The 13095-nt window shown below is 68.4% G+C and carries 11 protein-coding genes; 4 read left to right on the top strand and 7 right to left on the bottom strand.

Features of this window, described 5'->3' with window-relative positions; translation table 11 throughout:
* Positions 1 to 19 precede the first annotated feature (19 nt).
* On the bottom strand, positions 20 to 793 hold the full coding sequence (locus MJQ72_RS11750; RefSeq protein WP_240599231.1) for an ESX secretion-associated protein EspG: 774 nt from the start codon (positions 791 to 793) through the stop codon (positions 20 to 22).
* The gene (locus MJQ72_RS11745) at positions 786 to 1577 is read right to left on the bottom strand and encodes an ESX secretion-associated protein EspG (RefSeq protein ID WP_240599230.1); all 792 of its coding nucleotides are present in this window, start codon (positions 1575 to 1577) and stop codon (positions 786 to 788) included. The genes MJQ72_RS11750 and MJQ72_RS11745 overlap by 8 nt, the downstream gene beginning before the upstream one ends.
* Positions 1578 to 1689: 112 nt before the next feature.
* On the opposite strand from MJQ72_RS11745, the gene MJQ72_RS11740 reads away from it, so the two are divergent.
* From MJQ72_RS11740 to MJQ72_RS11730, 3 genes are read left to right on the top strand one after another with little or no spacing between them, the layout of a single operon-like run.
* Positions 1690 to 2280 (top strand): TetR/AcrR family transcriptional regulator, encoded by a 591-nt coding sequence (locus MJQ72_RS11740; RefSeq protein ID WP_240599229.1) that lies wholly within the window; start codon positions 1690 to 1692, stop codon positions 2278 to 2280.
* Between the two features lie 4 nt (positions 2281 to 2284).
* Positions 2285 to 2911, top strand: coding sequence for a VC0807 family protein (locus tag MJQ72_RS11735; RefSeq protein WP_240599228.1), 627 nt, complete (start codon positions 2285 to 2287; stop codon positions 2909 to 2911).
* Positions 2912 to 2922: 11 nt separating this feature from the next.
* Positions 2923 to 4440, top strand: coding sequence for a carboxylesterase/lipase family protein (locus tag MJQ72_RS11730; protein ID WP_240599227.1), 1518 nt, complete (start codon positions 2923 to 2925; stop codon positions 4438 to 4440).
* Positions 4441 to 4504: 64 nt separating this feature from the next.
* On the opposite strand, the gene topA is transcribed toward MJQ72_RS11730, so the two are convergent.
* Positions 4505 to 7402, bottom strand: coding sequence for a type I DNA topoisomerase (gene topA, locus MJQ72_RS11725; protein WP_240599226.1), 2898 nt, complete (start codon positions 7400 to 7402; stop codon positions 4505 to 4507).
* Between the two features lie 268 nt (positions 7403 to 7670).
* Here topA and MJQ72_RS11720 point away from each other — a divergent pair, with 268 nt between their 5' ends.
* The gene (locus MJQ72_RS11720) at positions 7671 to 8483 is read left to right on the top strand and encodes a serine protease (protein WP_240599225.1); all 813 of its coding nucleotides are present in this window, start codon (positions 7671 to 7673) and stop codon (positions 8481 to 8483) included.
* 271 nt (positions 8484 to 8754) lie between these two features.
* On the opposite strand, the gene MJQ72_RS11715 is transcribed toward MJQ72_RS11720, so the two are convergent.
* The 4 genes from MJQ72_RS11715 to MJQ72_RS11700 all read right to left on the bottom strand — a co-directional run bounded on the left by MJQ72_RS11715 (position 8755) and on the right by MJQ72_RS11700 (position 13036).
* Complete coding sequence (locus MJQ72_RS11715) at positions 8755 to 9366, bottom strand: hypothetical protein (protein ID WP_240599224.1); 612 nt, start codon at positions 9364 to 9366, stop codon at positions 8755 to 8757.
* Between the two features lie 34 nt (positions 9367 to 9400).
* A complete protein-coding gene (locus MJQ72_RS11710; RefSeq protein ID WP_240599223.1) occupies positions 9401 to 9985 on the bottom strand; it encodes a hypothetical protein in 585 nt (194 codons plus the stop codon).
* Between the two features lie 91 nt (positions 9986 to 10076).
* Positions 10077 to 10625 (bottom strand): hypothetical protein, encoded by a 549-nt coding sequence (locus MJQ72_RS11705; protein ID WP_240599222.1) that lies wholly within the window; start codon positions 10623 to 10625, stop codon positions 10077 to 10079.
* Between the two features lie 116 nt (positions 10626 to 10741).
* Entirely contained in the window at positions 10742 to 13036 is a 2295-nt protein-coding gene (locus MJQ72_RS11700; RefSeq protein WP_240599221.1) for a sodium-translocating pyrophosphatase, read from the bottom strand.
* Positions 13037 to 13095: the final 59 nt, after the last annotated feature.

The following is a 13095-nucleotide window of genomic DNA, read 5'->3' as shown; positions in this document are numbered from 1 at the left end:
CGTCCATCGCTCAAGGCGGCTACGTCCGGCTCAAGTCCACCGCCTCGTGCAGCCAGGCCGCCAGTGCCCGGCGGTCCATTCCACCGAACATCAGCCACCCTTCGGAAGGGGCGGCGTACAACACGAACCTCCCCAAATCGTTGTCGACGATCACGAAGCCGTAATCCGGGTACTCGGCGTTCAGCCCGCCGAAGGCGACCAGATCGAGGATCGCCGTGCCGGTGCGCGGACGGCTCAGCGTGTCGGCGACCAGGCCGACCTCCTCCTCTTGGCCGGGCAGCGGCACGCCGTGCTCGTCGATCCTGATGCGCATCGGCTCGGTCTCCCCGGCGGGAACGTGCGGGAGCCCGCCGAAGACCCGGGCTCCCAGCTCGCCGAAATCGCTGAGGCTGAACGTGGTCCGCCGCCCCGACCGCATCCGCCAGACGACCGCCTGATGCCCGTCGCCATAGCAATCGACACGCACCGAGCGGGGCGCGGACGCGAAGACGCCGGTGAGGACGCCTCGCACCGAACCGCGCAGCATCACGCCGTGCATCCGGACCGCGGCCGGATGGATCTCGCCGTTCTCCATCAGCCCGGCCTCTTCGAGCATCGCCGCCTTGGCCGCGTACCGCTCGGCCTGGGTGACGAGATCCGCCGGCTCGTCGTAGGACGGGCACAGACGGCGGATCTCGTCGTCGGTGATCTCCGGGTCGTAGCCGAGATAGACGCTCCGCCGCTCGGGCACCGCGCGCAGCACCGGCTCGGCGGCGCGTTTCATCAGTTCCTTCACGGTCGCCGGTTCACGCATGGTTCTGCACCGCCTTCACGATCCATTGCTCGGCCGTCGACCGGCTGGCCGGGCCCCAGGTGAGCGTCCACCGGCCGTCGCCGTCCATCGCCGCGCTGAACTGGTACCGGCCGAGATCGTTGTCCACCAGGCCGAACGCGCCGTGCGGATACTCGGCGAGGATGGAATTCCGCACCGCGAGATCGACGAGGACCGTGCCGTGCCGCGGCCGCGAAGCGCCCTCTCGGATCACCTCGACGGCCTCGCGGGCCCGCAGCGGGATCAGCCCGCCGGCGTCCGTCACGATGCGCACGGTCTCGCCGGTGCCCGGAGGATGGTCGGGCAGGCCGTCGAACACCCAGCCCGGCAGCGCGCTGAGGAAACCGGACCGCAGCCGCGCTCGCCTGCCGAGTTTGTTCAGCACCGTGGTGTAGTCCTCGTCGCCGAAGAACCGGACCTCCCACGGCTCCGCGCGCGACGGGAACACACCGGTCACCACGCCGCGGATGAACCCGCCGCGCAGCGCGCGATACAGCCCGACGGCCTCGGGCGTGACCTCACCGCCGGGGGCCAGCCCGATGGTCGCCATCCCGCTCACGAACCGGGTGTACTGCTCCACCTCCTCGGCCAGGGTGAGCCCTGGAGTCGGCTCCTCGTCGGCCAGCACCGGCGGCACGGCGAGCTCCGGGTCGTAGAACTCCATCACCGAGGGACGCTCCGGAACCTCGGCGGCCAGCGGGGCGATGACCTCGTCGATGACGTCGAAGACAGCGGTCGTTGAAGTGCTCACCTGACCATTGAACACCCTGGTACCGACAATTTTTAGAACTTTTGTTCGAACGGGTGAGGCGGTTCGGCGAGCGGTCGGTGAGCGGTTGCCGGTGGACGGATTTGCTCGGCCGAGCTATTTTTTGCTCATGCAAGCAAAAGCGAAGACGTTCACCGAGAGTGCGAGACGGGCACAGATCGTGGCCGCGGCCATCGAGACGATCGCGGAGCTCGGCTACACCCGCGCGTCGTTCGCCCAGATCGCTAAACAGGCGAAGCTTTCGAGCACCGGCCTCATCTCGTACCACTTCGCGAACAAGGAGGAACTCGTCCGCACGGTCCTCGAAGACGTCTTCCGCGAGATCGGCGCGTTCATGGCCGAGCGGATGAGCGAGCCCGCGTCGGCGAGCGCGGCGCTGCGGACGTACCTGGAGGCGAATCTGGAGTTCGCCGCCGCACAGCCGACGCGCATGCGGGCGTTGCTGAACATCTTCCTCGGCGGCGCGCTCGACTACGACCCGGCGAGCGAGCGAGCGGCGTTGGAACCGGTCGAACGCATCCTGCGCTGGGGCCAGGAATCGGGTGAGTTCCGCGAATTCGACGTTCACGTGATGGCGACGACCATCCGGCGTTCGGTGGAGGGCCCGGTGTTCCTGCTCGCCGGCACCCCGGAGCTGGATCTCGCCACCTACGCGGCCGAACTGGTGACCCTCTTCGAGCTCGCGACCAGGAGGCAGTGATCCCGTGATCCGGCAGTGGGGTGTGGTGCTGCTCGAAGTCGTCGTGCCCGTCGCGGGGTACTACGTGCTTCGCGGCTTCGGCGTCAGCCCGCTTTTCGCTCTCGCCCTCTGCGCCCTGCCGACCGTGCTCTTCGTCCTCTACCGGGCGATCCGCCGGCGGAAGATCGACACGCTCGCGATCTTCGTGCTGACGATCTTCGCGATCAGCGTCGGCGTCTCGTTCGTCACCGGCAGTCCCCGGTTCATGGTGGCGAAGGCGGGCTGGGTCACCGGGGCGATCGGCGCCGGTTTCCTGGTCTCGCTGCTGTTCGCCAGGCCGCTCGCGTTCGGCATGGCCCGCTCGATGGTCGCGAAGAGCCGTTTCGCGGACTCGCTGCGCGCCGGCGAATGGGACGAGCTGTGGCCGCGGCACGCGTGGTTCCGGCGTGCCTGGCGGGTCGCGACCGTCCTGTGGGGTGTCGCCCTGATCGCCGACGCCGCCGGACGCGTCCTGCTGGCGTACACGCTGCCCGTCGACTCCGTGCCGGCTCTCGGCACCGCGCTGTACGGCGTCACGTTCGTCGCCGTGCAGGTACTGCAACACCTCTATTTCCGCCGCGTCGGGCTCTGGCGCCGTCTCGCGGCCTCCTGAAAGGACCTCTCATGCATCTTCTGCTGGCCATCGTCACCGGCCTTCTCACGATCGTCGCCCCCGCGGATCCGCTCGTCGTGCGCACCGACGCCGGTCCGGTCCGTGGGAAGGACTCCGGGCCGGTCCGGACGTTCGACGGGATCAGGTTCGCCGCACCACCCGTCGGCGAGGATCGCTGGAAGCCGCCGCGACCGCCCGAACCATGGAAGGACGTCGCCGACGCGACGAAACCCGGCCCCGCCTGCACCCAGTATCTGCCGGACAGCGCCGAAGACTGTCTTTTCCTGAACGTCACCGTGCCGCGCGACGCGGGGAACCGGCGGCTGCCGGTGCTGGTCTGGCTGCACGGCGGCGGCTACACCATGGACGCGGGAAGCTTTTACGGCGCGCAGCGGCTGGCGGATCAGGGCGACGTCGTCGTGGTGACGACGAACTACCGGCTCGGCGTCTTCGGCTACTTCGGCCTTCCCGGGCTCGCGGGGTCCGGCGATTTCGGACTCATGGACCAGCTTTCCGCGCTGCGCTGGACCCAGCGCAACATCGCCGCGTTCGGCGGCGACCCGCGGAACGTGACGGTGGCGGGACAGTCGTCCGGCGGGATGAGCACCTGCGCGCTGCTCACCTCACCCGCCGCGGCCGGCCTGTTCCACAAGGCCGCGATCATGTCCGGCTCGTGCCTGCTGAACTGGCCTCCCGGCGGTCTCATCCCGAATCAGCCCGCGCAGACCCCGTACTCGCCGCTCGCGAAAACGGAAGCCGACGGTGCGGCGGTGGCCGCGAGCCACGGCTGCGACGGCCCGGACGCGCTCGGTTGCCTGCGGCGTCTTCCGGCCGCCGAGCTGATGAAGGACAACCAGACCTTCGCCAACCACCTGACCTACGGGACCCCGCTGCTCCCGCTCGACCCGGCGAAAGCCGTGCGGCGTGGGGCTTTCCACCGGGTGCCGGTGATTTCGGGCGGCACGCACGACGAGATGCGCGCGTTCATCGCCGGTGTCGAGAAGCTCAAGCCGATCACCGAGGAGCGCTATCAGGAGTTCCTGCGCAAGACGTTCGGCGAGCACGCGGACGAGGTCGCGGCCGAATACCCGTCGCGCGACTACCTTTCGCCCGCCCTGGCCTGGGCGACGGTCACCACGGACCGGTCATGGGCCTGCCCGACGGCCGAGGGGAACAGGCTGCTTTCGCGGCGCACTCCGGTGCACTCCTACGAGTTCGACGACAAGAACGCGCCCAACGTCAACGGAAACGACGTTCCCACGGTGCCGCACGGCGCGGCGCACGCCCTCGATCTGGTCTATCTGTTCGAGCTCAGCGGGGTCGAACAGTCGCTGGACGAGGCGCAGCGACGCCTTTCGGAGCAGATGATCGCGTACTGGACCGCGTTCATGCGCACGGGTGACCCGAACTCGCCAGGGTCACCCCGCTGGGATCGGGATGTCGTGCTGTCGCTCGCGCCGGACGCGATCCGTCCGGTCGCTCATGCGGCCGATCACCGGTGCGGCTTCTGGGCGGGCCTTCGCTCCTGACGAGCGCCGAACGGGCCGTTCCTTGCGAGATTTGCCAGGAACGGCCCGTTCATAGCGCTCAGAGCTACTTTGTTTTCGTAGCCGTCGAGCGGGTCGAGGGCTTCTTCGCCGCCGCGGTCTTGGTCCCGGCGGCCTTGGTCGCCGTGGTCTTCTTCGCCGCGGTCGTCTTGGTGGCCGTCGTCTTCGACGCCGCCGTCTTCCGTGCCGGAGCCTTGCGCTTGGGCGCCGGGCCCTTCGCGCGCTTCTCCGCCAGCAGCTCGGCGCCGCGCTCGGCGGTCAGCTCCTCGATGCTGTCCGACTTCCGCAGCGTCGCGTTGTACTCGCCGTCGGTCACGTACGGACCGAAGCGGCCGTCCTTGACCACCATCGGCTTACCGGACACCGGGTCGTCGCCCAGTTCCTTCAGCGGCGGCTTCGCGGTCGCGGACCGGCCACGCTGCTTCGGCTCCGAGTAGATCTTCAGCGCCTCTTCGAGCGTGATCGAGAACAGCTGGTCCTCGGTGGTGAGCGAACGCGAGTCCGTGCCCTTCTTCAGGTACGGCCCGTAGCGCCCGTTCTGCGCGGTGATCTCGTCGCCGGATTCCGGGTCCTTGCCGACCACGCGCGGCAGCGAGAGCAGCTTCAGCGCGTCTTCGAGAGTCATCGTCTCGATCGACATCGACTTGAACAGCGAACCCGTCCGCGGCTTCGGCTGCTTCGCCTTCGCGGCCTTCTTCTGCGCGGCGGTGGCGCCTTCGGGAAGCGGCTCCGGCTCGGGCAGGAGCTCGGTGACGTACGGGCCGAAGCGGCCTTCCTTCGCCACGATCTCGTGCCCGCTGACCGGGTCCTTGCCGAGCACACGGCCTTCCTGCGGCGTCGCGAAGAGCTTCTCCGCGATGTCCTGGGTCAGCTCGTCCGGCGGCAGGTCCTCGGGCAGGTTCGCCCGCTGCGACGTCCCGTCCACCTCACGCTCGAGGTACGGGCCGTACCGGCCGACGCGCACGACGACGGTGTGCCCGTCGGCGTCGCTGAACAGCGGGATCGAGTTGATCTCGCGGGCGTCGATGTCCTCGACGCCCGAGCCGACCAGCTTCTTCAGCCCGCCGAGACGGCCGACGGAACCGTCGACGCCCATGTCGCCGCCGAAGTAGAACTTCGACAGCCACTGCGTCCGGTGCTCGTCACCGGCGGCGATGCGGTCGAGCTCGTCCTCCATGCCGGCGGTGAAGTCGTAGTCGACCAGCCGCTCGAAATGCCGCTCCATCAGGCCGATCACGGCGAACGCGACCCAGGAGGGCACCAGCGCGGAACCCTTCTTCCACACGTAGCCGCGGTCCTGGATGGTCTTGATGATCGACGCGTACGTCGACGGGCGGCCGATGCCCAGCTCTTCGAGCTTGCTGACCAGGCTCGGCTCCGAGTAGCGCGCCGGCGGCGACGTGGTGTGCCCGTCCGGGCTCAGCTCGGTCGCGGTCAGCGCCTGGTCCTTGACCAGCTGCGGCAGGCGGCTCTGCTTGTCGTCCGCCTCGCCACCGCTCTCGGTGTCGACGGCCTCGACGTACGCCTTGAGGAACCCGGCGAAGGTGATCGTGCGGCCCGAAGAGGCGAACGTGACCTCCTCGCCGCTGGTGGCGGTGCCGACGATGCGCACCGACATCGTGGTGCCCTTCGCGTCCGCCATCTGCGACGCGATCGTGCGCTGCCAGATCATCTCGTAAAGGCGGTACTCGTCGGTGTCCAGATCCTTCGCGACCTGGCCCGGCGTGCGGAAGACCTCGCCCGAGGGACGGATCGCCTCGTGGGCTTCCTGCGCGTTCTTCACCTTGCGGGTGTACTGGCGAGGCGACGGCGAGACGTATTCCTTGCCGTACAGCTGCGTCGCCTGGCTGCGCGCCGCCGAGATCGCCGACTCCGACAGCGTCGTGGAGTCGGTACGCATATAAGTGATGTACCCGTTCTCGTACAGCTTCTGCGCGATCCGCATGGTGCGCTCGGAGGTGAACCGCAGCTTGCGGCCCGCCTCCTGCTGCAGGGTCGAGGTCATGAAGGGCGCGTACGGCTTCCGCGTGTACGGCTTCTCCTCGACGCTCGCGACCTTGAAGTCGCGGTTCTTCAGCGCCTCGGCGAGCCGGACGGCGTCGGCCTCGGCCAGCACGCGGATCTCGTTGTTGGAAGCCTTGAGCTGCCCGTCCGAGCCGAAGTCACGGCCGGTGGCCAGACGCGCGCCGTCGACGGCGATCATCCTGGCCGGGAAGTTGCGCGGCGACGCGTCGGCGCCGGCGTCCATCGTCGCCGAGATGTCCCAGTACGACGCCGAGGTGAAGCGCATGCGCTCGCGCTCCCGCTCGACCACGATCCTGGTCGCCACGGACTGCACACGGCCCGCCGAGAGCTTCGGCATGACCTTCTTCCACAGCACGGGCGAGACCTCGTAGCCGTAGAGCCGGTCCAGGATGCGGCGGGTCTCCTGCGCGTCGACGAGGTCGCCGTCGAGCTCACGGGTGCTGTCGGCCGCGGCACGGATCGCCTGCTCGGTGACCTCGTGGAAGACCATCCGGCGCACCGGGACCTTCGGCTTGAGCGTCTCCAGCAGATGCCACGCGATGGCCTCGCCCTCGCGGTCGGGGTCCGTGGCGAGGTAGAGCTCGTCGACGTCCTTCAGCAGGCCCTTCAGCTCCGTGACCTTGGACTTCTTGTCCGGCGTGACGACGTAGAGCGCCTTGAAGTCGTTGTCGACGTCGACACCCAGCCGCGCCCACGACTCGCCCTTGTACTGGGCGGGCACGTCGGCCGCGCCGCGGGGAAGGTCGCGGATGTGTCCGACGGAGGACTCCACGACGTAGTTACCGCCGAGGTACGGGGCGATCTTGCGGGCCTTGGTCGGCGACTCGACGATCACCAGCCGACGACGGCCCGCGCCGTCGTCCGACGCCGCGGTCTTCTTCGTCCGTGCTCCTGCCACGCTGTCCTGCTCTCCGCTCATCTTCGGCGCCTTCGCGCCGCCTCTCGACCCGTCAGTGTGCACGCTCGCACCGCCAGGACCACGGCTAGGTGGTGCAACACGCCGCCGATCGTGTGTCCAGCGCATCGCCGCTGACCTCGTCGATGTTTCCTTTCAACACCTAGCACGTGATGTCGGACACGTCCGCCTGGGGTCCCGCGTGACGGGGTGAACACCCTCCGTTCGACGGTGGTGGCTCCCACCCGCCAACGCTTCACTTGATGTCCACGCCGACCCGAAAGGACTCCACGTGACCCGACGACTCCTCGGCACACTGTTCGCCATGCTGACCGCGTCCGCCCTGGTCGGAACCGCACCGGCGGAAGCGGCCACGACCACCTTCGCCGGAACGGTGGCGTTGTCGAACTGCTCCGGGTCGGTGGTCAAACCGCCCGAGGCGAGCCTCGACGACCCCGCCCTCGTCCTTTCCAACGGGCATTGCCTGCAAGAAGGTTTCCCGGACCCCGGGGAAGTAATCGTCGACAAGCCTTCGTCACGGACCTTCAGCCTGCTGTCCAAGGACGGCCGCTCGTCACTGGGCACCCTCAAGGCGAAGAAGCTGCTCTACGCCACGATGACCGACACCGATGTCTCGCTCTACCAGCTCGACACGAGCTACGCCAAGATCAAGTCGAGGTACGGCATCGCCCCGCTGACGCTCTCGTCCACCCGTCCGTCGGCGGGTATCGCGATGGACGTGGTCTCGGGGTATTGGAAGAAGATCTACTCCTGCAACGTCGACGGCTTCGTGCACGAACTCCGCGAGGCGAACTGGGTCTGGAAGGACTCGATCAGGTACACCTCGGCGTGCAAGACGATCGGCGGAACCTCGGGGTCGCCCATCATCGAGACCTCGACCGGGAAGGTCGTCGGCGTCAACAACACCGGCAACGAAAGCGGCCAGCGGTGCACGATGAACAACCCGTGCGAGGTCGACGCGGCCGGGAACGTGACCGTGCGGCAGGGCATCAACTACGGGCAGCAGACCTACCAGCTGACCTCCTGCCTTTCGCACAGTGAACTCGACCTCGCGAACCCGAACTGCCGGGCGCCGAAGCCCTGACCTTTCCTCCTCACCGAGTGCCAACCGTGTCCGTGAAGGCCTCCTTGAGGGACCCTGGGTCCCTCAAGGAGGCCTTCACGGACTGGGAACACAGGCGCGGCGTGGGCGGAGGCGTGACTCGCGTGCTCAGGGACGTAACTCGCGCGACTGGAGGCCGCACTCGAGTGTTCCGCCGCTGATCACGCGAGTTACGGCTTCGATCACGTGAGTGCGGTGCCACGTCCTCGTGAGTGGCAGGGACGGTTAGAACCGTCATTATCACTCACGAGCGTCAGACGGCCCGGACGACGGGCACCAGGCTCGGCCAAGCGGGCTCGGCCCCTGCGGGCGCGTCCCCGATCAGCTCGAGGACGTGCGCGAGCCGGCGCCGCCCGGTGACCCGGAGCAGCGCGTCTTCCCCCTTCTGCACCTTGGCGGGCACGCCGAGCCGCGCGAGCGCCGTGATCAGCCGCTCGTGCGTCTCCGGCGCCGCCGGATCGAGCGCGAGCAGGTAGCCGTTGCCCTGGGGACTGCCCGCCGCCAGCGCCCACATCCTCAACATCGCCCCGTCGAGCCGGAAGCCCTCCGGCAGCACCTTCTCTTCACCACGGCTCCAGTGCTGCTCCAGCGGCAGCAGATCGACCCGGAACGGCGTTCTCACGAGTGGCCGCCCGCATTCGGCGACCGAGACCTGCACCTGGACACCGCGCCGACGGCATTCCCTGGCGAGGGCACCCGCTCGCCAGGGCTCGTCGACCACGGCGGACAGCCGCGCGGCCGTCCGCCCGAAACCCGTCATCCGCCCGGGCCCGCACAGCACTCCGGCGAGGTCGGCGAGCACGGGCCCGCTCGCCTCCGCCGAGAAGAGCGAGATCGTCCCGTCCACCCGGACAGAATAGAACACAAGTTCGACTCATGGCCAGTGATCGGGCGTTGACTCAGCGCGGTTGTTTGACCAATTCCTGGCAGACCGGGATCCGGCTGCTCGCCGCGGCGAGCTGAGGCACGTCGTTAAGGCCCCTGAGAAGGTCAAGGCGGTCCAGTTCGTCGAGCGACGTCCTGGCGTCGCGAAGCGCGGCTTTCGTCGCCTCGGGGTCTGCTGAGGAGTCGAGACGGTGGCGGACGTCGGCTGCCCGGGCGCGGATACCGGCGAGCTGGGCGACGGCTGCCGTCCGCGAGTTGTCACCGCCGGCGACCGGAGCCGGGCCGAGGTTCTCGAGGGCGGTGGAGGTCCGATCCAGCCCTTCGACCACCGAGAGCATCAGCTCGCTGGAGGTACGCGAAGCCTGTTGCGGCGTGCTCGGATCGACGCTGGGCAGCGTCGCCAGCGTCCGGACGAGTCCGCCCGCCGCGCCGCAGTACGCCTCCGCCCAAGCGGAGGTGGGGTCGGCCTCCGACGCGCTGACCGTCGCGAGACCTTCTTGTCTGGCGTGGGAAGTCACCGCGGGCTGCTGCCCGCACCCGGCGAGGCCGAGTCCGATACCTGTTGCTAGCGCGGCAAGGACGGTGAACCGCGGCCGCACGAAAACACCTCCCGACCTGACGACTTCCCGGCTGGCCCCCGACGGTACCGATACCGGGGGGCAATGCAAATCAACGTGGCGGAAAGAACGGTCAAGAAGGCAGCTTCCCGCAGTTCGGGGCCTGCGCGGCCAGTGTTTTCAACGAAACGTTCGTTTCCAGCTGCTGGAACGGGTCGGGCAGGTCGTTCATACGGGAACCGATTTGCCGGAAGGAGGCCGCGGCGGCCACGACGGCCTGCTTGTCGTCCTTCGGCGCGGCGTCGAGCGCCGCCTTCGCGGCGAGCACCTCGTCCCGGATCGGCGTCAGCGCGTCGACGATGCCCTTGCGCGTCGCTTCGGCCTCCGCGCTCGGCGCCTGGCTCAGCTTCCCCAAGCCGGTGACCGCGTTGTCGAAACCGGGCGCGAACACCCCGAACGCCTCGTCCATCACCTTCCGCGCGCTCACGACGTCGCCCTGCTCGAAGTCGGGCATGGTGAATTCGCCGATCTTGGCGAAGTCGATCAACGAACCGCAGAAACTGTCCATCCAGGAAACCCCGGCCGCGGGAGCGGGCGACGAAGGCGCAGGGGCGGCCGCCTTCTCGGCACCACCACAGCCGGCCAGGAAGAAAGCGGCGAACAGGATGATCGAACGCCTCATGGCGGGACTCCCCCGGATCGGATCGGCGTGACGCGCAGAGATTAGCCCGCCCCGGACACACGCCGGGCCCGCCACGGGGAATCGTGGCGGGCCCGGCGGAGGGGAACTGTTCGGTGTTACGCCTTCGCTTCCGCTGGCGTCTCGGAAAGAACCGACTCGCGGCGCTTGGAGACCACGATCGCCGCGACGATGATCGCGACGGCGACCAGCGAGATCGCGATGCGGATGCCGACGTTGGCGTCCGCGCCGATCGAGAACTGCACGACCGCCGGGGCGATCAGCACCGACACCAGGTTCATCACCTTGATCAGCGGGTTGATCGCGGGACCGGCGGTGTCCTTGAACGGGTCGCCGACGGTGTCACCGATGATGGTGGCCTCGTGCGCGTCCGAACCCTTGCCGCCGTGGTTCCCGTCCTCCACGAGCTTCTTCGCGTTGTCCCAGGCGCCACCGGAGTTGGCGAGGAAGATCGCCATCAGGGTGCCGGTCGCGATCGCGCCGGCCAGGTAGCCGGCGAGCGCGCCGGTGCCGAGGCCGAACCCGACCGCGATGGGGGCGAAGACCGCGAGCAGACCGGGCGTGGTCAGCTCACGCAGCGAATCGCGCGTGACGATGTCGACGACCCGGCCGTACTCGGGACGGGTGGTGCCCTCCATGATCCCCGGGATGTCGCGGAACTGGCGGCGCACTTCGTAGACGACCGCGCCGGCGGCCCGGGACACCGCGTTGACCGCGAGACCGGAGAACAGGAACACGACCGCCGCGCCGATGATGACACCGACCAGGGTGTTCGGGCTGACCACTTCGTTGACGAAGAAGTTCAGCGCGGACGCGCTGGCCTGCGCCGCCTCCGGGATCGACTTCAGCGCCTTGCTGATCGCGTCCTGATAGGACCCGAACAGCGCCGTCGCCGCGAGAACCGCCGTGGCGATCGCGATGCCCTTGGTGATGGCCTTGGTGGTGTTGCCGACCGCGTCGAGCTCGGTGAGGATCTGCGCCGCGTCCTCGTCGACGTCGCCCGACATCTCCGCGATGCCCTGCGCGTTGTCCGAAACCGGGCCGAAGGTGTCCATGGCGACGATGACGCCGACCGTGGTGAGCAGACCGGTACCGGCCAGCGCCACGGCGAACAACGCGACGCCGCCGCCGAGCAGGTACGCGCCGAACACGGCCGCGCTGATGACGAGCGCGGTGTACACGGCGGACTCGAAACCGACCGAGATACCGGCCAGGATCACCGTCGCCGCACCGGTTTCCGAAGACTTGCCGACCTCCTTCACCGGCTTGTGCTCGGTGCCGGTGTAGTACCCGGTGATCTTGAGGATGATCGCCGCGAGCACGATGCCGATGATGACCGAGATGGTCGCGATGAGCGCCGGGTTCCCGGACTCGTTCGTGGCGCCGCCGGTCAGCTCGGAGAACGAACCGGGCAGGTAGACGAACGCCGCGATCGTCGAGAGCACCGCGGAAATACCGGCGGAGATGTAGAAGGAGCGGTTGATCGTGACCAGACCGCCTTCGCCCGCTTTGGCCTTGGTGATGTAGACACCGATGACCGCGGTGATCACGCCGATGGCGGGAACGATGAGCGGGAAGATCAGACCGTGCACGCCGAAGGCGGTGCTGCCCAGGATCAGTGCCGCCACGAGCATGACCGCGTACGACTCGAAGAGGTCCGCCGCCATCCCGGCGCAGTCGCCCACGTTGTCACCGACGTTGTCGGCGATGGTGGCCGCGTTGCGCGGGTCGTCCTCGGGGATGCCCTGCTCGACCTTGCCGACCAGGTCCGCGCCGACATCGGCGGCCTTCGTGAAGATACCGCCGCCGACACGCATGAACATCGCGATCAGCGCGGCACCGAAACCGAAGCCCTCCAACACCTTCGGGGCCTGTCCGGTGTAGACGAGGACGACCACCGCGGCACCGAAGAGACCGAGACCGACGGTGATCATGCCGACCACGCCACCGGTGCGGAAGGCCACGCGCATCGCCTTTTCGCGACCGCCTTCCTCCCGCGAAGCGGCGGCGACGCGCAGGTTCGCCTGCGTCGCCAGCCACATGCCGAGATAGCCGATCGCGAAGGAGAACGCCGCGCCGACCAGGAAGAAGATCGACCTGCCGATCTTCTCGTTCCAGTCATCGGCCGGCAAGGCGAAGAGCAGTACGAACACGATCGCACCGAAGATCGCGAGGGTGTTGCGCTGCCGTTTCAGATAGGCAGCCGCGCCTTCCTGCACTGCCTTCGCGATGTCCTGCATCTTGGTGGTGCCCTGGCCGGCGGCCAGCACCTCCTTGAGCAGAACGTAGCCGATGACCAGTGCGGCAAGGGCGACCACGGCGATTACACCGACGATGGTGTAACCACCTCCGGAGAGCGTGAGTTCGCCCTCCGCGAGGAACTGCCGGGACATTCGTCCTCCTGGAGACGTCGCCGTTGGCCAACGACGATCCGCCGATGGAACCGGCGTGC

The sequence above is a fragment of the Amycolatopsis sp. EV170708-02-1 genome (assembly GCF_022479115.1).
Lineage (GTDB): Bacteria > Actinomycetota > Actinomycetes > Mycobacteriales > Pseudonocardiaceae > Amycolatopsis.
The sequence above is the reverse complement of the archived record's forward strand: the minus strand, read 5'-3'. Positions and strand labels throughout refer to the sequence as shown.